Source organism: Sanguibacter sp. Z41_6 (genome assembly GCF_059621145.1).
In genome coordinates this window covers 446,718-463,509 of the sequence record NZ_JCAQIF010000001.1, presented here as the reverse complement: position 1 = coordinate 463,509, position 16,792 = coordinate 446,718, and the positions used below count along the sequence as shown (strand labels likewise).

Sequence of the window (16,792 nt, the reverse complement as noted above, 5' to 3'; positions counted from 1 at the left end):
GTGTCCTTCGGTTGATCGAATCGAGGGTCCCGGGCACGTCCTGTCGACATTGAGCTCCGGCGCTCGGGACCCTCGACGGCTTGTCGAGCGATCAGGCGACGATGGCCTTCTTGCTCGCCTTCTTCAGTGCGTTCTTCAGAAGGAAGAGCGCCCATCCTGCAATGGCCGTGACCCCGCCGAACAGCGACAGTGCTGCGGCGATGTCCATTCCTGCCATGATTGCGTTCGCCGTGCGGTCGGCGCTCACTCCGTGCAGGCCGACGATGCCCAGCGCATTAAGCGCCATGGTGGCGGTCATCATGCCGAGCACAACCACGCCCATCAATCCGAAAGCTTTCTTGTTCATGCCTCGTCCCCTCTCGATGGGCAGGGGGAGCTGAAGGCAACAGCCATCATATTCGCCCCCTGCGGATATGTCCCTTTTGGGCACGTGTGGAACGTAGCAGCGCGCCGGGCCATCGTCAAGGATTCTTTCAGCAGGGTTCACATTCCTCCGGTATGTTTCTGGCATTCCGTCGGTACGTGAAAATTCGATGACTTTTCGGCCGACCAGAAGGCGGTCAGGCGCCCTCGGTGGTGCCGCCAGCGCGCAGTGCCTCGATGATCGCGTCGAACAGGGCGTCATCGGTCGCTGCGGCTGCGACGGCCGCCACAACCTGGCCCGCCGTCTCCGCCGCGCGCCGGGTCGGTTCCCCGATGCTCACGGCCCGCACGTCGTCGCGCGGCCCGAGCTGCCGCGCGACCTCCCGGGCGACGCTCCCGGACGTCAGCACGACGACGTCGATGCGGCCCGCCGCCCAGTCCGCGACGACCGCGGGCGGGGCCGGGTGGGCGACGGTGCGGTATGTCGTGATGCGTACGGCGTCGTAGCCGAGGCCAGCGAGCCCGCGTTCGAGAGTGGGCTCGGCGAGGTCGCCGAGGGGGAGCAGGACGCGGGCGGCCGAGCGCCCGTCGGTGCCGTCCACAGCGCCGTCCACGGCGCCGGGCGCCGGGGCCTGCGCACCCGGCGCGACGTCGGGCCACTCCGCGAGGAGCCCGCGCGCGGAGTTCTCGGTCGCGACGAACGTCGGCTCGATCCCGACGTCGCGCAGGGCGCGCGCGGTCGCCGGCCCGACGGCGGCCCACCGGGCCGGGACGTCGGCCAGCCGGGAGGCGTCGCGGGTCGCGGCGGCGACGAGCTCGTCGATCGCGTTGACGCTCGTGACCACGACCCAGGAGAACGTCCCGGCCGCGAGCCCGGCGACGGCGTCGTGCACCTCGGCGCGCTGGGCGTCGTCGATCTCCGCGCGGGAGATCATCGGCGCGAGGAGCGCCTCGCCACCGGCTGCCTCGACCTTCGCGGCGAGGCCGGCCCCGCGGCCCGGTGCGCGCGGGATGAGGACGCGGACGCCGTGCAGAGGGCCGGGCGCGGTCCTGTCGGGAGTGGTCACCCGTCCAGTCTCTCCCGCGCAGCCCGCGCGGGAGACCTGCGGCGCGGCCTAGCGGCTGCTGCTCCCAGCGTCGGGCGTGCAGTGTGCGATCGGTGACCCGGCGGCGGCTCGGCAGGTGGAGGTGCTCTCGTACCCGAACATCCGGTCCGTCCGCACGGCCGTCGCGCTCCCGTCCGGCGAGCGAACGACCGTCACGTCGCTGTTGGCTATGGCCACGGCGCTGCTCCCGAGGAGTGTGGCGCTCGTGACGACGAGTGCCACGACGCAGAGCACAGCGAGTCCCCGCAGGCGGTCGCGCCCGGAGCGTCGGGCGGCCTCCCGTACGGCGAGCACGACGACGGTGAGCAGCGCCGCGCCGAGGACAGCCTGCTCGTACAGCGGCACGGCAAAGATGAGGAGGATCCCGATACCTGAGGCGAGGGCACACGCGGCGAGGACGAACCAGGCGATGGCGCCGGTGGTGATGCCGTCGGTCCAGACGCGGTCACCTGGCTGCTCGCGCAGGAGTGCCCACCCACGGAGCGCGAGAGCCACGCTCGCCACCGCCGTCAGGGGTGCGATGAATGCCGGCTCGACGTACCGCTCGCCGACGACGAGGACGACGTCGTCCGCTGCCAGGTGGAGCGCCGTGCTGAGTGCGAGGCCGAGGGCGGCCAGGGCCAGGGCGCACACTCCGAGGACGGGGCGGGTGGCACGGACGTCGGACGTGGCCTGTGGCCCGTCGGTGTCGCCCGTGGGCTCGTCCGGCCCGCTCTGCCCGCTCGTCTCGATGCTGGTCTGCATGCGCTCAAGGTAGGGGCTCTGGCGCCCCGGGCGTGGTGGCTCCACCGAGCCCACACCCATCTCCTCGGTTCCTTCGCACGTGCACGCGCACGCCCGGCAGCGGCGCCGGTCGACGCGTGGTCAGAACCGCGTGAGGAAGGTGAGCACCCGCTCCAGGACGAGCGCGGCCGCATCGACGTCGTAGTCGGGCAGCGAGGAGTCCGTGAAGAGGTGCTTGTCGCCCGGGTAGAGGAACAGCTCGGCGTCGTCGGCCTCCTGGACGAGTGCGCGCGCGGCGTCGAGGTCGCCCTCGTCGACGAAGTACGGGTCGGCGTCCATGCCGTGCACCTGGACGGGCACCCCGGCTGGCCACGAGCCGATCTCCGCCGTCGGCAGGCACCCGTGCAGCAGCACGGCTGCTCGCGTCCCACGGCGTGTCTGCGCGATGGTCTGCGCCGAGATCGTCCCCATCGAGAAGCCGATGGGGACGATCTCGGCGGGGAGCTCATGGACCGCTCGCGCGCCGCGTGCGGAGGTCTCGGGGAACCCGACGTGCCGGGCGAAGTCGAGGCCCTCGTCGATCGATCCGAAGGTGCGGCCCTCGAAGAGGTCCGGCGTGTGGACCGTGTGGCCCGCCGTGCGGAGCTCCTCGGCGAACGCGCGCACCCCGTCCGTCAACCCGAGCACGTGGTGGAACAGGACGACCTCAGCCATGGCGACCTCCCGGGAAACGGAGCGTGCGTGTGGTTCCACAGTAGGAGCGGCGGCCGCTGCGTGCTCAGCAGGGCGTGCTCGGCAAGGTGTCGGGCTAGCCGACGGTGCCCAGCGCCCGGTAGTGCCGGTTGCGGACACCGAGGATGGTCGCGCCGAGGCTGGCGGCGAGGACGGACCCGGTGAGCACACCGACCTTGACGTGGTCGGCAGCCGCGCTGCCCTCGGGGTAGGAGAGGTCTCCCACGAGGAGCGACACCGTGAAGCCGATCCCGGCGACGAACGCCATCCCGATGACGTCGACCCAGCGGATCGACGGGTCGATCCGGATCCCCGGCAGCCGGGTGAGGAGGAACGTCGCGCCCGTGATGCCGACGACCTTCCCGACGACGAGGCCCACGATGATCCCGACCGCGATCGAGTCGGTGAGGGACTCGCGGAGCCCGGCGAGCCCGCCGACGGCGACACCTGCGGAGAAGAACGCGAACACGGGCACCGCGACGGCGGTGGACACCACGCTCCACCGGTCCGCGAAGTGCGCCGCGAGCCCCTCGTACATGGGCTGGCCGGTCTCGTCGGTGCCGGCGCTCACGCGAGCGCCGCGCGTGGCGACGACCGGGACGACGAAGCCGAGAAGGACGCCGGCGACGGTGGCGTGCACGCCGGAGGCGTGCATGAGGGCCCACGTCGTGACGGCCAGCGGGACGAGGACCCACCACGCCCGCACGCCGCGCTGGACGGCGAACGCGAAGACCGCGAGCGGCAGCAGTGCCAGGGCGAGCCATCCGAGCTGGATGCCGTCGCTGTAGAAGACGGCGATGATCGTGATGGCGATGAGGTCGTCGACCACGGCGAGGGTGAGCAGGAAGGTCCGCAGCGCCGGGGGGAGGGCTCGCCCGAACACGGCGATGACGGCGACCGCGAACGCGATGTCGGTGGCCGCCGGGATGGCCCACCCGTTGAGGGCCGCACCGCCGCGAGAGAGGTTGATCGCGACGAACAGCAGCGCCGGGAGTGCGACGCCGCCCACCGCGGCGACGATGGGGACCGCGGCGCTGCGCGGGTTGCGCAGCTTGCCGGCGACGAACTCCTCCTTGAGCTCGAGGCCCACGACGAAGAAGAAGATCGCGAGCAGCCCGTCTGATGCCCACGCACCGACGCTGAGGTTGAGGTGCAGCTGCTCCGGCCCGAAGCGGACGTCGCGCACCGACATGTAGAGGTCGGCTGCGGGGCCGTTGGCCAGGACGAGCGCGAGCACGGTCGCGCCGAGGAGCAACGCTCCGCCCATCGTGTCCGTGGCGAGGGTCTGGTGGATGCCGCGCCAGATGGACGGTGGCCGCTGGTCGGTGGGCAGGGGCGTAGCAGCGTTCTTCATGGGTGGTGCCTCTCGTCACAGGGGTACGCGGACTGGCGTCCGCGGGTCTCGACGAGAGGGCGAACGCTGGGCTAGGGGGATGGCGGTGGGCAGCCGGCGATCTCACCGTGCGCGTTGGTTCCCCAGGAGCTCGTCCACCCGTTCGTCCCGGAGTGACGCCGCGTGCGCAGCAGCCGCTTCGGGCACGCCTCGGCGGCGCGCACGCGCGCTCGCGACCGGCGTGGGGTGGGGATGGGCATCCGTTCATCCTAGCGACGAGCGGTGGGCCCGCTGGTTCGGCGCGGGGGTGCTCGCTGGGCGGCCGGGTGACTCGTCAGGCGGGGGAGGTGGAGCACTGTTTCACTGGGGCGGTGACCTGCTCCCTGCACGACTACGACCTCGAGGCCCTGCGTGCGGACCTCCTCTCCGCCACCGACGGAGAGGTCGACGACAGCATCCCCGAGCTCGCGTCCGCCGACCCCGACGTCTGCGGCATCGCGGTCGTCGATGCCGAGGGTTCGCTGCGCTCCACGGCCGACGCCGACCGGGAGTTCTCCGTGCAGTCCGTCGCCAAGCCGTTCGTCTACGCCCTGGCCCTCGCGGACCGCGGCGAGGAGATCCTCGACCGCGTCGGCACCGAGCCGACCGGCGAGCCGTTCGACGCCGTCATCCTCGAGAGCGACACGGGGCGCCCGCCGAACCCCATGGTCAACGCGGGTGCCCTGCTCACCGCGAACCTCGTGGACGGCTCGACGCCTGACGAGCGGGTCGAGCGCATCCTCGCAGGGCTCTCGGCGTTCGCCGGCCGCGAGCTCACGATCGACGAGGACGTGAGCCGGTCCGAGTACCTCCTCGGTGACCGCAACCGGGCGCTCGGCCACCTCATGCGGTCCGCCGGCACCCTCGACGTCTCGGTCGACGACGCGATCTCCGTCTACTCCCGCGCGTGCTCCGTGCTCGTCACCGCGGAGGCGCTCGCGTTCATGGGCGCGACGCTCGCCTTCGGTGGACGCAACCCGGTGACGGGGGAGCAGGTGGTCAGTGGCGCCGTGGTCACCACGGTCCTCAGCGTCATGGCGTCCTGCGGCATGTACGACGGGTCTGGCCAGTGGTTGCGTCGTGTGGGGTTGCCCGCGAAGTCGGGTGTCGCCGGCGGGCTCGTCGCGGCCTCCCCGTGGACCGCGGGCATCGGCGTCTACAGCCCGCCGCTCGACGAGGTCGGCAACTCGGTCCGCGGCGTCCTGGCGTGCGAACGCTTCTCCGACGACGTCGGCCTGCACGTCTTCGGCGCTCGCGAGCACTGACATGGCTGAGCGCGTGCGGGCGTTGCGGGAGGCTGCAGCGGCCGGTGCGGTGATGGTCGTCGTCGTGAGCTGCGTGATGGTCGCCGGGCTGGCGGTCGTCGGGACGCTTGCGGCTGACCTGGGCGCGAACCGGGCGACGGTGTGCTTCGGCCGGGCTGCGCCGTCGGAGGTCCGTGAGGTCGGCGGGGAGGGACTGACCGGGACGGCGAGCGTCTCGATCGTTCCCCTGGGTGCCCGGTGCGAGTGGACGCTCCCTGACGGCCGCACCGTGTCCCAGGGGCCCTCGTGGGCGGTCACGCTCGTGGTGGCAGGGGCGGGCGCTGGTGCTGTGGTGGCGGTCTCCGTCCTGATGTGGAGCGCCCGCCGGGCTGCGGCGCGTGACGCGCGGCAGGGTCCGGAGGGCATGCCGGAACTCTGGACGCGTTCACCGCCCTCGCGCCGCTGACCCGTCGCGCGGACACCCGTCGCGCGCTGCACTGCACCACACGCACCACACCCTGGCTCGCAACCGAAAGGCTCCCTCATGGACCCCCTGTACACCGCCGACGCCCTCTCGACCGGTGCCGGCCGCAACGGTCATGTGCGCTCCTCCGACGGCCGGATCGACCTCGACCTCGCCATCCCCCAGGCGATGGGTGGCTCCGGCGACGGCTCCAACCCGGAGCAGCTCTTCGCCGCCGGATACGCGGCGTGCTTCCACTCCGCCGTCCAGATGATCGCCCGCACCCGCAAGGTCGACGTCGCCGACTCCTCCGTCGGTGGGCGCGTGCAGATCATGCCCAAGCCGGACGACCAGCCGGGGTTCCGCCTCGCGGTCCTCCTCGAGGTCGTCCTCCCCGGCGTCGAGCACGACGTCGCGCAGGAGATCGCCGACGCGGCGCACGAGGTGTGCCCGTACTCGGACGCGACCCGCGGCAACATCGACGTGACCATCACGGTCTCGGACGACTGACCGGTCCAGGGCGGCCGGGCGCGGGCGGAGGGCGGCAAGCCTTCCGCCCGCGTCCGGGGCGTCCTAGGGTGGTCAGGTGCGGCTCTTCGCAGCGATCACCCCACCGGACGAGGTGCTCGACCACCTCGAGAACGCGTTGGTGATGCTCGGCACCGTGCCGCCGCCTCCGGTGCACCCCCGCCGTGGTGCTGGAGGGCGCGCCCGGCGCGCGGCGCTCCGGTCGCCGTGGACGCCCCGCTCCTCGTGGCACGTCACGGTCGCCTTCTTCGGGGACGTGCCCGACGGCGTCGTGCCCGAGCTGGCGGACGGGGTGGCCGCCGCGGTCCGGGAGACCGGGCCGTTCGCCCTCGCCCTGGCTGGCGCGGGCGTCTTCCGCGGCACCGTCATGTGGGTGGGCGTGAGCGGGGAGACCGCGCCGCTCGTGCGCGCGATGCACGACCTCGCGGACGTCGGCGCGCGGCTCACCACGGCCCGCGACCCGCGGGAGCGCAACCGGGTCCACCTGACGATCTCCCGCGCCGGAGCGAGTGTCGACGCTGCCCACGTGACCCACGCCCTGTCCGTCTACCGCGGGCCGGAGTGGGTGGTCGACTCCCTCGATCTCGTCGAGTCGCGGCTCGGGCAGGGGCCGCAAGGGCGCCCTCTCCATGCGGTCCTGGAGACCGTATCGCTGGGCGGTGCGCCGACCTGACGCCGCCCAGGCCTCGGATCACGGGTCCCGCTCGGACGTTATGACTCGCCCCACAGAGTTGCCGACGCGTTGTCGGTAAACCCTCTCCGCGCGTAATGTTGTCGACATGCCGTCGACAAGATTGGGTGCGTAGACATGTTTCTCGCGTTGCGTGAGCTGAAGTTCGCCCGAGGACGATTCCTCCTCATGGGCTCCGTGGTAGCGCTCATCAGCGTTCTCATGGTCCTGCTGTCCGGGCTCTCGTCCGGGCTCGTCAACGATGGCGTGTCCGGGCTGATGAAGATGCCCGTCACGTCCTTCGCGTTCGAGAAGGACGTGGACAAGACCGCCGCGTTCTCCCGTTCCACGGTGGACGTCACCACCGCCGACACCGTGGCCGCCGTCGACGGTGTCCAGGACGCGGCGCCGTTCGGCAGCACGCTCGTGAACTCACGCACGAGCGAGGGCCTCGACGTCGACCTCTCGCTGTTCGGCGTGCAGCCTGACGCGTGGCTCAACCCCGACGTCACCTCCGGGAGCCAGATGGCCGGCCCCGGCGAGATCGTCCTCCCCGCGACCCTGCAGGACGAGGGCGTCTCGCTCGGAGACGTCGTCACCGTCGAGCAGGTGGACACCGAGCTCGAGGTCGTCGGATTCCTCGACGGGCAGCACACCTACGGGCACGTCGACGTCGGCTACGTCGACCTCACCACGTGGCAGGAGATCCGCTCCGGCGTGCGTGCCGGAGAGCCCGTCCCCGATCACGTCTACGACGACGTCACCGCGATCGCCGTCCGCAGCGCCGACGGCGCGACGCCTGACCTGGCCGCCCTCGACGCCGCTGCCGGGACCACCTCGATGACGCTCGAGCAGTCCTTCGGTGCGTCCCCGGGATACACGGCCGAGACGTCCACGCTCCAGCTCATCCAGGTGTTCCTCTACGCGATCTCCGCGCTCGTCGTCGGTGCGTTCTTCACCGTCGTGACGATCCAGCGCCGAACGGAGATCGCTGTGCTCCGCGCGCTCGGCGCGAGCAAGCGGTTCCTCCTCCGCGACAGCCTCACCCAGTCCGCGATCCTGCTGCTCGGTTCCACCGCCGTCGGCGTGAGCATCGGGCTCCTGCTCGGCGCGAGCGTCTCGGCGACCGCCATGCCGTTCGCCCTCGAGGCGGCGCCGATCGCCCTCGCCACCGTGCTGCTCATCGTGCTCGGCATGATCGGCGCCGGCGTCGCGGTCGTGCGCATCACCAAAGTCGACCCCCTGACCGCTCTTGGAGGAAACCGATGAGCAGCACCGTCACCACGGGCACCGGCCTGCACCTGGCCGACGTCACCCTCACGCACACCGACGGCGACGCGATCGTCACCGCCCTGGACGCCGTGTCGCTGGACGTCGAGCCCGGCGAGCTCGTCGCGGTCGTCGGCCCCTCGGGCTCCGGCAAGTCCAGCCTCCTCGCCGTCGCCGGTGGGCTCATCCGGCCCACGTCCGGGCAGGCACGCGTCGGCGACACCGACCTCGTCACCGCCTCACCGCGAGCCCTGGCCGAGGTGCGCCGCACCCAGATCGGGTTCGTCTTCCAGAGCGGCAACCTGCTCCCTTCCCTCACCGCCGCCGACCAGCTCCGTCTCCCGCTGCACCTCGGCCGCGTCGAGAACCCCCGGGACCCGCTCGAGCTGCTCGAGGAGGTCGGTATGTCCCACCGCGCCGATCGACGTCCCGACACGCTCTCCGGTGGCGAGCGCCAGCGCGTGGGGATCGCCCGCGCGCTCATGACCCGGCCCCGGCTGCTGCTCGTCGACGAGCCGACGGCCGCGCTGGACAGTGCGCGCAGCCAGGAGATCGTCGGGCTCCTCGCCCGCGAGGCGCACCGCCACGGTGTCGCGACGGTTATGGTGACCCACGACCACGACGTGCTGCACCACTGCGACCGCGTCCTGCACATGATGGACGGGCGCCTGAGCGCCGCCGCCTGACCGATCCGGGAGGTCTCCGTGCCGCGCATCAACGCCGCGACCGTCGCAGAGCACCGTGCTCAGCAGCTCCGAGCGGTGCTCGACGCGGCCCGCGACCTGCTCGCCGAGACCGGCCTCGCGCCCTCCCTCGCTGAGGTGGGGAAGCGGGCCGGTCTCGCCCGGTCGAGCGTCTACGAGTACGCCCGGTCCCGGGAAGACCTGCTGGCCGCCGTGGTCGCCGACGTCTTCCCGGGGTGGGCGGAGCACATCCGCGCGGCGATCAGCGCCGCGCCGACCGCGGGCGAGCGGGTGTGGGCGTACGTGGAGAGCAACGTCGCCTTCTTCGGCGGGTCGGAGCAGCGCGTCGCGCGTGCTCTCGGCTCGGTCGTGGACCCCGCGCTCCTGCACGGACCCATGCAGGAGTTCCACCGGGCACTCCAGGAGCCGTTGCGCGAGGCGCTGCGGGACCACGGCGAGGCAGCCCCCGACACGATGGCGGACATGATCGACGCCATGCTGCTCAGTGCCACCCAGCAGATCCGGGCGACGCAGCGCGTGAGCACCGCGGACGAGCGCGCCGCGGCCCTCGCCCCGCTCCGGCGGGTCCTCGGCCCGTACCTCGGGCTCGCCGACAGCTGAGCGGCCCGCAGGAGACCGGGCGTCGCAGCTCGGCGCGGCGTCCGTGACTCACGGAGGTCCGCCGAAGGTCAGCCTCCTCCTGGCGCGTCGGCGTCGGCGTCGGTGTCCTCGTCCGGCGCGGCATCGAGCCGCGCGGTCGTCAGGGCGATACGCGCGTGGAGGTCGGCGAGGTTCGTGGGGAAGGCGGTCCCGAGATCGACGCCGAGGCGGTCCGCGAGCACGAGCACGGACCACAGGCAGTCGACGAGCTCGTGCGCGACCTTCTCGTCCAGGTCCTCCACGTGGCGGACCCCGGCCTGCGCGACCACGAGGCGTGAGAGGTCGCCGACGTCGCCCGCGAAGCCGAGCATGAGCTCCTCGGTGGTCCATACCCGGCCGAAGCGCCGGAGGTTCACCTCGTCGTAGGCGTGCAGGAGCTCGAGCGCACTCTCGGTCATCGACCGCAGGGGAAGGTCAGTCACGACGTGAGCCTAGCGAGCGGAGGCCAACCGCCACAGGGACGTGATCTCGGCCGACCGTGCCGCGAAGAGCGGGTCCGTGCGGTCGGCGGCCCGGGGGTGCGTGGGAGTGGTGTCGAGCCGGTCCACGACGCGGAGTCCGGCGGCGTCGATTGCGGCAAGCAGGTCAGCCCGCGTGCGCAGCCCGAGGTGCTCGGCGAGGTCCGACAGCACGAGCCAGCCCTCTCCGCCCGGTTCGAGGTGGTCGGCGAGCTCGTCGAGGAAGCGCAGGAGCATCCGGCTGCCAGGGTCGTAGACGGCGCTGTCCAGCGACGAGTGCGGTGTGGCCGGGATCCACGGCGGGTTGCACACGACGAGGCCCGCCCGGCCGGACGGGAACATGTCGCCGAGAACCACCTCGACCTGGTCGTCGACGCCGAGGGCCCGGACGTTCGCCTGCGCGCAGGCGATGGCACGGGCCTGGTTGTCTGCCGCGACGACATGGCGGACTCCGCGCCGGGCGAGGACGGCGGCGAGCACCCCGGTGCCGGTCCCGACGTCGAACGCGACGTCCCCCGGCGGCAACGGTGCGCGTGCCACGAGGTCCACGTACTCGCTGCGGGTCGGGAAGAACGTGCCGTAGTGCGGGTGGATCCTGCCCTGCAGGGCCTCGACGTAGACGCCCTTGCGCCGCCACTCGTGGGCGCCCATGGCACCGACGAGCTCGTGCAGGGAGACCGCCGACGGCTCGTCCACCGGACCGTAGGCCGCCCTGGCCGCCTCGCGCACGTCCGGCGCGCGACGCAACGGCACCTCATGGCCCGGGTCGAGCTGGACGAGGAGGAGGCCGAGGACCCGGGCCCGGTGCGAGCGGCTCTGCCGGTGCCGGTAGAAGGCGTCCGCCAGGTCTCTCGCCGGCTTCTTCGTGCCGTCGCCCAACCGCCGGTCGAGAGCGGTGAGGATCTGCCGTGCGTTGTGGAAGTCACCGGTCCACAGCATCGCGATGCCCTGCGACGCCTTCCGGTTGGCCTCGTCGGCGGTGAGGACGTCGTCGACCAGCTCGACGCGCTGGGGAGCAGGTCGGCCGTTGGCCGACCGCCACCGGAGCGTGCGGGTCTCGCCGTCGTCACCGGACCAGGTGACGAGCGCTGGCGGTTCCGCAGGCTCCGCGGCCGCCGGGCTGTGCTGACCGGCCGCAGGGCTGTGGTGACCGCGCGCGAGCGGCGAGTGGGGAGCGATGACGGTTCCGTCCTGGTTCGAGCCGTGGCTGGCCGACGAGTGACCGGTGCCCGGGTGTGGGCTGACGCTCGCTACTTCTCGTCGCGGGGCTGCGGGACGGCCGCGAGAGCCGCGGCGATCACACCGTAGACGATCGCCGGGGCGGTGTGCGCCAACGACTTCCCGGCCGCTGCCCGTGCCTCGCCGTGGCGGTAGATCCACCGCTCCACGAAGACGAGCGGGATCATCGTGACGGCAAGCACGGCGGCGACCACTCCACCGACGGCGATCTTGCCGCGGGTCGAGAGCTCGACGTCCTCGTCCTCCCGGACGTCCGCAACGTTCTGGGCGGTCGGGGCCGTGCCGTCGGCGCCGTCGGCGTCGTCCGCCCGGATCGCAGCGGCTTCCGTGTCTGCGGCCTTCTTCGCTGCCAGCTGCTCGCGCTGCCCGAGCAGGTCGGGGATCGACGCCGCGATGAGCGCGGCGCTGATGCCGGTCTTGGCCCACGTCCGTGCCCGCTTGGAGGAGATGAGGTCGGGGGTGGCGTAGTAGGCGGCGGTCGCGATACCGGAGAGCAGGGCGGTGGCGAGGCGCAGGGGGCTGGGTGTCGTCGTCATGCACTCCATCTTCGCCGGAGCCCACCGGCTCGCGCTACGTCCTTTGGTCGCCTCCCGGCTCCGACCACGGTCGTCGCCGACGACCACGCGGGTCGGTCACACGCGGTGACGTTGGAGTGCGGACGGCCGGGGCGGGGCGGTGCTGGACCGGACGACGAGCGACGTCGGGACGAGGGTGGTGCCGTCCGCGACCGTGGAGACCTGCCGGCGCGGACCGCCGCCGGGCGGCAGCTCCTGCGGTCCCTCGCGCACCGACCGCCGGAGCTGGCGCAGGACGCGGTGCACGCACTGGCGCCCCACCTCGGCGAAGTCCTGGTGCACCGTCGTCAGGGGTGGGGAGAACGAGGCCGCCTCGGGTATGTCGTCGAAGCCGATGACGCTCACGTCCTGGGGCACCCGCAGGTCCGACTCGTCGAACGCGCGGTAGAGGCCGAGCGCCATCTGGTCGTTGGCGGCGAACACCGCCGTGCACCCGGGGTCCTGGGCGAGCTCGAGCCCGGCGGCGTAACCCGACTCGGCCGTCCAGTCGCCGGAACGGACCTCGGGGACGCGGCGCCCGGCGTCGAGCAGCGTGGCGCGCCACGCCTGGGCGCGGCGCTGTGCAGCGTAGGAAACCTCGGGCCCCGCGAGGTGGTGGACCGTCTCGTGGCCGAGGTCGAGCAGGTGCGACACGGCCCGGGCGGTCCCGTCGGCCTGATCGGTGTCGACGGTCTGGTCGGTGTCCACGACGTGGTGGTGCGCACCCGCGTCGGAGCCGACGACGACCACCTGGACGCCGGGCGGCAGCGCGAGGCGCGCCGTGTCGAGGAGGTGCACCTCGAGGATGACGATCACCGCGTCCACCGCGAGCTCGCCCAGCCGTGTGAACGCCCGCCGGACGCCCTCCTGGGTGGGCGCGGCGACGGGGATGAGCGTGATTGCGTACCCGGCCTCTGCGGCCGACGTCGCGATCGCCTCGAGGGTGCGGATGTTGCCCGTCGTGGACAGCGTGAAGACGATGACGCCGATGGTGCGGAACTCGCCGCTCTTGAGTGCGCGGGCGGCGCTGTTGGGGCGGTAGCCGAGGGCCTCCATGGCGGCGAGCACCGCCCGGCGCGTGTCGGCGCCGACGCCGTCGGCACCGTTGGACACCCGGGAGACGGTCTGGGCGGAGACACCCGCCGCGCGTGCGACGTCCGCCATGGACGCGCGTCGGCCACGTCTGCCGGGTGCGTCGCCCGTGTGGTCCACGACATCGTCTCCCTGGTCGGCGCGGCGCCCTGCGCCCTGTCGGTGGGCGCGTCGGGCAGGTCTCGATCGAGATCGTACGCGAGATTGTTTGCGTAAACATCCAGGTGTGTGCTTCGATGTTTACGCAAACGTTCGATGCCGAACAGCCCCCGCGACGAGGGAACCGAGATGACGACGATGTCACAGCCGGTCGTAGCCCGACCCGACGTGCCCCTGCGCCCGGCCAAGCGTCGGTCCTGGGTCGGATGGGGGTTCGTCGGACCGTTCATGGCCGTGTTCACCCTCGTGTTCCTGGCCCCGATCGCGTACTCGATCTACCTCAGCCTCTTCCGCAACCAGCTCGTCGGCGGGAACTCGTTCGTCGGGCTCGACAACTACGCGCGGGCCCTCCAGGACGACCAGTTCTGGTCCGCGCTCGGCCGCGTCTCCGCGTTCCTCGCGGTGCAGGTGCCCGTGATGCTGTTCATCGCCCTGCTCGTCGCCCTCGCGCTCGACAGCGGGCGCCTGTTCGGCACGAGCTTCTTCCGCATCTCGATCTTCCTGCCCTACGCCGTCCCCGCCGTCGTCGCGACCCTCATGTGGGGCTTCATGTACGGCACCCGGTTCGGGCTCGTCGGCAGCATCAACGACGCCCTCGGGACGTCCATCCCCAACCCGTTGTCCCCGGACCTCGTTCTCGCGGCGATCGGCAACATCGTCACCTGGGAGTTCATCGGCTACAACATGCTGATCTTCTACTCCGCCCTGCGGGTCATCCCGACCTCCCTCTACGAGGCGGCGGAGATCGACGGCGCCGGGCAGCTGCGGGTCATCACCGCCATCAAGCTCCCGGCCATCCGCGGCGCGCTCGTCATCGCGACGATCTTCTCGATCATCGGCAGCTTCCAGCTGTTCAACGAGCCGAGCATCCTGCAGAGCCTCGCCCCCAACGCGATCACGACGTACTTCACGCCCAACCTCTACGCGTTCTCGCTGTCCTTCTCCGGCCAGCAGTACAACTACTCCGCGACCGTCGCGATCATCATGGGCCTGCTCACGATGCTCATCGCCTACGTCGTCCAGCTGCGCGGCATGCGGAAGGCGGACTGAGCATGACCACGACCACTCCCTCCCCGGCGCCCACGAGCCCCGGCGCCCGCACGAGCACGCGCCCGATGATGCGCACGGCCAAGCGGCCGGCATCCCGGCGCAGCGCGGACAAGCCCCGCCGCAGCGTGCTGCTCACGGTGCTCACCGGCATCGTCCTGCTCTACAGCCTCGTGCCCCTCGCGTGGCTCGTCATCAACGCCACCAAGACGCAGAACAGCCTGTTCGACTCCTTCGGCCTGTGGTTCAGCGGCGACTTCGCCCTGTGGGACAACATCGTCACGACGCTCCAGTACGACGACGGGATCTTCGTCCGCTGGCTCGGCAACACCGTGCTCTACGTGGTGCTGGGCGCCGGCGGCGCCACCGCGCTCGCGGTCTTCGGCGGGTACGCCCTGGCGAAGTTCGACTTCCCGGGAAAGAAGGGCGTGTTCGCGACCGTCATCGGTGCCGTCGCCGTGCCGGGCACCGCGCTCGCGGTCCCCACCTTCCTCATGTTCAGCCAGATGGGCCTGACGAACACCCCGTGGGCCGTGATCATCCCGTCGCTCATCTCGCCGTTCGGGCTGTACCTCATGTGGACGTACGCCGCCGAGGCCATCCCCACCGAGCTGCTCGAGGCCGCGCGGATGGACGGCGCCAACGAGCTGCGGACGTTCCTCACGATCAGCCTGCCGCTCCTGGGCCCCGGCATCGTCACCGTCCTGCTGTTCACGATGGTCGCGACGTGGAACAACTACTTCCTGCCGCTCATCATGCTCAAGGACCCCGACTGGTACCCCCTGACGCTCGGCCTCAACGCCTGGAACGCCCAGGCCGCGACCGCCGGCGGCGAGGCCATCTTCCACCTCGTCATCACCGGCTCCCTCCTGACGATCCTCCCGCTCGTCGCAGCGTTCCTGCTGCTCCAGCGGTACTGGCAGTCCGGCCTCGCGGCCGGCAGCGTCAAGGAGTGAGGCGGCCCGCGCGTCCGTCCCCCAGCTCTCCATCCCGCCCCATCGCCGTCATCACCAGCGAATCTGACAATGAAGTGAGAGGAACACCATGAGGACCACCCGACGCTCCCGGTTCATCACCGGGACCGCGATCGCCGCGATGGCGCTGTCCCTGGCCGCCTGCGGCTCCGGCGGCGACGACGCCCCTGAGGCGTCCCCCGAGGACGTGCAGTCGGCGCTCGAGGAGGGCGGCACGCTCACCGTGTGGGCCTGGGAGCCCACCCTCGACCAGGTCGTCGAGGACTTCGAGGCCGAGTACCCGAACGTCGACGTCGAGCTCGTCAACGCCGGCACCGGCAACGACCAGTACACCGCCCTGCAGAACGCGATCGCCGCCGGCTCCGGGGTGCCCGACGTCGCGCAGATCGAGTACTACGCGGTGCCGCAGTTCGCGCTCGCCGAGTCGATCCTCGACCTCGGCTCCATGGGCGCGGCCGACATGGCTGACACGTTCACCCCCGGACCCTGGGCCTCCGTCCAGGCGGGCGAGGGCATCTACGGTCTGCCGATGGACTCCGGACCGATGGCGATGTTCTACAACAAGGAGCTCTTCGACACCCACGGCATCGCGGTCCCCACCACGTGGGACGAGTTCGTCGAGGCGGGCCGGGCGTTCAAGGCCATCGACCCGAACATCTACATCGCCAACGACACCGGTGACGCCGGTCTCGCGACGAGCCTCATCTGGCAGGCCGGCGGCCAGCCGTACCAGGTCGACGGCACGAACGTCACCGTCGACCTCGCCGACGAGGGCGCGACGAAGTTCGCCGAGACGTGGCAGACGCTGCTCGACGAGGACCTCCTCGCGCCCATCAGCTCGTGGAGCGACGAGTGGTACCAGGGCCTCGGCAACGGATCCATCGCGACCCTCACCACCGGTGCGTGGATGCCCGCCAACTTCGAGTCCGGCGTCGAGGCCGGTGCCGGCAAGTGGGCGGTCGCACCGATCCCGCAGTGGGAGGCGGGTGCCGCGACGAGCGCCGAGAACGGCGGCAGCGCGCTGTCGATCCCGACGGACGGCGAGAACCCCGAGCTGGCCTGGGCGTTCCTCGAGTACGCGAACGCCGGTGACGGCGTGCAGACCCGCGTCGACGGCGGTGCGTTCCCCGCGACGGCCGAGCAGATCGGGTCCGAGGAGTTCCTCGGCGCCGAGTTCGAGTACTTCGGCGGGCAGAAGGCCAACGAGATCTTCGCGGAGTCCGCGGAGAACGTCGTCGAGGGCTGGAGCTACCTGCCCTTCCAGGTCTACGCGAACAGCATCTTCAACGACACCGTCGGTCAGGCGTACGTCTCCGACACCACGCTCGTCGACGGCCTGAGCGCGTGGCAGGACGCCACCGTGAAGTACGGGACGGAGCAGGGCTTCACCGTCAACGAGTGACCCTCGCCGAGCGACGTCCCGGGCGCGCTCGGCGGCACCGAGATCCGCGACGGG

At 71.6% G+C, this 16,792-nt stretch carries 19 protein-coding genes; 10 read left to right on the top strand and 9 right to left on the bottom strand.

The annotated features are described in order from the left end of the window. Positions 1 to 91 precede the first annotated feature (91 nt). The 5 genes from AC54T1_RS02185 to nhaA form a co-directional block, all read right to left on the bottom strand. Positions 92 to 346 (bottom strand): hypothetical protein, encoded by a 255-nt coding sequence (locus tag AC54T1_RS02185; protein ID WP_496910875.1) that lies wholly within the window; start codon positions 344 to 346, stop codon positions 92 to 94. A gap of 214 nt (positions 347 to 560) precedes the next feature. After that, complete coding sequence (locus tag AC54T1_RS02180) at positions 561 to 1,430, bottom strand: uroporphyrinogen-III synthase (protein WP_496910874.1); 870 nt, start codon at positions 1,428 to 1,430, stop codon at positions 561 to 563. 48 nt (positions 1,431 to 1,478) lie between these two features. After that, positions 1,479 to 2,213 carry a hypothetical protein gene (locus AC54T1_RS02175; protein ID WP_496910873.1) on the bottom strand — a complete coding sequence of 245 codons (735 nt, stop codon included), beginning with the start codon at positions 2,211 to 2,213 and terminating at the stop codon, positions 1,479 to 1,481. Positions 2,214 to 2,333: 120 nt separating this feature from the next. Next, a complete protein-coding gene (locus tag AC54T1_RS02170; protein WP_496910872.1) occupies positions 2,334 to 2,906 on the bottom strand; it encodes a dienelactone hydrolase family protein in 573 nt (190 codons plus the stop codon). Positions 2,907 to 3,000: 94 nt separating this feature from the next. Further along, complete coding sequence (nhaA, locus tag AC54T1_RS02165) at positions 3,001 to 4,278, bottom strand: Na+/H+ antiporter NhaA (protein WP_496910871.1); 1,278 nt, start codon at positions 4,276 to 4,278, stop codon at positions 3,001 to 3,003. A gap of 350 nt (positions 4,279 to 4,628) precedes the next feature. Between nhaA and glsA the strand changes: the two genes are divergently transcribed. The 7 genes from glsA (at position 4,629) to AC54T1_RS02130 (ending at position 9,774) form a co-directional block, all read left to right on the top strand. Next, a complete protein-coding gene (gene glsA, locus AC54T1_RS02160; RefSeq protein ID WP_496910870.1) occupies positions 4,629 to 5,561 on the top strand; it encodes a glutaminase A in 933 nt (310 codons plus the stop codon). Position 5,562: 1 nt separating this feature from the next. Continuing rightward, entirely contained in the window at positions 5,563 to 6,006 is a 444-nt protein-coding gene (locus tag AC54T1_RS02155) for a hypothetical protein (RefSeq protein ID WP_496910869.1), read from the top strand. A gap of 78 nt (positions 6,007 to 6,084) precedes the next feature. Next, entirely contained in the window at positions 6,085 to 6,513 is a 429-nt protein-coding gene (locus AC54T1_RS02150; RefSeq protein ID WP_484343699.1) for an organic hydroperoxide resistance protein, read from the top strand. A 76-nt stretch (positions 6,514 to 6,589) separates the two neighbouring features. Further along, entirely contained in the window at positions 6,590 to 7,204 is a 615-nt protein-coding gene (gene thpR / locus AC54T1_RS02145) for an RNA 2',3'-cyclic phosphodiesterase (protein WP_496910868.1), read from the top strand. Between the two features lie 135 nt (positions 7,205 to 7,339). After that, the gene (locus AC54T1_RS02140; protein ID WP_496910867.1) at positions 7,340 to 8,470 is read left to right on the top strand and encodes an ABC transporter permease; all 1,131 of its coding nucleotides are present in this window, start codon (positions 7,340 to 7,342) and stop codon (positions 8,468 to 8,470) included. After that, entirely contained in the window at positions 8,467 to 9,156 is a 690-nt protein-coding gene (locus AC54T1_RS02135; protein ID WP_484343696.1) for an ABC transporter ATP-binding protein, read from the top strand. Before AC54T1_RS02140 ends, AC54T1_RS02135 begins: the two co-directional genes overlap by 4 nt. 18 nt (positions 9,157 to 9,174) lie before the next feature. Then, entirely contained in the window at positions 9,175 to 9,774 is a 600-nt protein-coding gene (locus tag AC54T1_RS02130; protein ID WP_484343695.1) for a TetR/AcrR family transcriptional regulator, read from the top strand. 68 nt (positions 9,775 to 9,842) lie between these two features. On the opposite strand, the gene AC54T1_RS02125 is transcribed toward AC54T1_RS02130, so the two are convergent. From AC54T1_RS02125 to AC54T1_RS02110, 4 genes are all read right to left on the bottom strand, one after another. Further along, complete coding sequence (locus AC54T1_RS02125; RefSeq protein ID WP_496910866.1) at positions 9,843 to 10,235, bottom strand: nucleoside triphosphate pyrophosphohydrolase family protein; 393 nt, start codon at positions 10,233 to 10,235, stop codon at positions 9,843 to 9,845. Between the two features lie 9 nt (positions 10,236 to 10,244). Beyond that, the gene (locus AC54T1_RS02120; protein ID WP_496910865.1) at positions 10,245 to 11,210 is read right to left on the bottom strand and encodes a methyltransferase; all 966 of its coding nucleotides are present in this window, start codon (positions 11,208 to 11,210) and stop codon (positions 10,245 to 10,247) included. 311 nt (positions 11,211 to 11,521) lie between these two features. Continuing rightward, complete coding sequence (locus AC54T1_RS02115; RefSeq protein WP_496910864.1) at positions 11,522 to 12,046, bottom strand: hypothetical protein; 525 nt, start codon at positions 12,044 to 12,046, stop codon at positions 11,522 to 11,524. A 96-nt stretch (positions 12,047 to 12,142) separates the two neighbouring features. Then, a complete protein-coding gene (locus AC54T1_RS02110) occupies positions 12,143 to 13,228 on the bottom strand; it encodes a LacI family DNA-binding transcriptional regulator (RefSeq protein WP_496910863.1) in 1,086 nt (361 codons plus the stop codon). A 216-nt stretch (positions 13,229 to 13,444) separates the two neighbouring features. Here AC54T1_RS02110 and AC54T1_RS02105 point away from each other — a divergent pair, with 216 nt between their 5' ends. The 3 genes from AC54T1_RS02105 (at position 13,445) to AC54T1_RS02095 (ending at position 16,738) form a co-directional block, all read left to right on the top strand. Further along, a complete protein-coding gene (locus tag AC54T1_RS02105) occupies positions 13,445 to 14,365 on the top strand; it encodes a carbohydrate ABC transporter permease (protein WP_484344237.1) in 921 nt (306 codons plus the stop codon). A 2-nt stretch (positions 14,366 to 14,367) separates the two neighbouring features. Continuing rightward, positions 14,368 to 15,318 (top strand): carbohydrate ABC transporter permease, encoded by a 951-nt coding sequence (locus AC54T1_RS02100; RefSeq protein ID WP_496910862.1) that lies wholly within the window; start codon positions 14,368 to 14,370, stop codon positions 15,316 to 15,318. Between the two features lie 88 nt (positions 15,319 to 15,406). Then, the gene (locus AC54T1_RS02095) at positions 15,407 to 16,738 is read left to right on the top strand and encodes an ABC transporter substrate-binding protein (protein WP_496910861.1); all 1,332 of its coding nucleotides are present in this window, start codon (positions 15,407 to 15,409) and stop codon (positions 16,736 to 16,738) included. Positions 16,739 to 16,792: the final 54 nt, after the last annotated feature.

Excerpts from the sequence above, each read along its gene's own strand:
- AC54T1_RS02185 (WP_496910875.1), bottom strand. The coding sequence starts at position 346 with ATGAACAAGAAAGCTTTCGGATTGATGGGCGTGGTTGTGCTCGGCATG.
- AC54T1_RS02175 (WP_496910873.1), bottom strand. The coding sequence starts at position 2,213 with ATGCAGACCAGCATCGAGACGAGCGGGCAGAGCGGGCCGGACGAGCCC.
- AC54T1_RS02170 (WP_496910872.1), bottom strand. The coding sequence starts at position 2,906 with ATGGCTGAGGTCGTCCTGTTCCACCACGTGCTCGGGTTGACGGACGGG.
- nhaA (WP_496910871.1), bottom strand. The coding sequence starts at position 4,278 with ATGAAGAACGCTGCTACGCCCCTGCCCACCGACCAGCGGCCACCGTCC.
- AC54T1_RS02155 (WP_496910869.1), top strand. The coding sequence starts at position 5,563 with ATGGCTGAGCGCGTGCGGGCGTTGCGGGAGGCTGCAGCGGCCGGTGCG.
- AC54T1_RS02150 (WP_484343699.1), top strand. The coding sequence starts at position 6,085 with ATGGACCCCCTGTACACCGCCGACGCCCTCTCGACCGGTGCCGGCCGC.
- AC54T1_RS02140 (WP_496910867.1), top strand. The coding sequence starts at position 7,340 with ATGTTTCTCGCGTTGCGTGAGCTGAAGTTCGCCCGAGGACGATTCCTC.
- AC54T1_RS02135 (WP_484343696.1), top strand. The coding sequence starts at position 8,467 with ATGAGCAGCACCGTCACCACGGGCACCGGCCTGCACCTGGCCGACGTC.
- AC54T1_RS02120 (WP_496910865.1), bottom strand. The coding sequence starts at position 11,210 with ATGCTGTGGACCGGTGACTTCCACAACGCACGGCAGATCCTCACCGCT.
- AC54T1_RS02115 (WP_496910864.1), bottom strand. The coding sequence starts at position 12,046 with ATGACGACGACACCCAGCCCCCTGCGCCTCGCCACCGCCCTGCTCTCC.
- AC54T1_RS02110 (WP_496910863.1), bottom strand. The coding sequence starts at position 13,228 with ATGGCGGACGTCGCACGCGCGGCGGGTGTCTCCGCCCAGACCGTCTCC.
- AC54T1_RS02105 (WP_484344237.1), top strand. The coding sequence starts at position 13,445 with ATGACGACGATGTCACAGCCGGTCGTAGCCCGACCCGACGTGCCCCTG.
- AC54T1_RS02100 (WP_496910862.1), top strand. The coding sequence starts at position 14,368 with ATGACCACGACCACTCCCTCCCCGGCGCCCACGAGCCCCGGCGCCCGC.
- AC54T1_RS02095 (WP_496910861.1), top strand. The coding sequence starts at position 15,407 with ATGAGGACCACCCGACGCTCCCGGTTCATCACCGGGACCGCGATCGCC.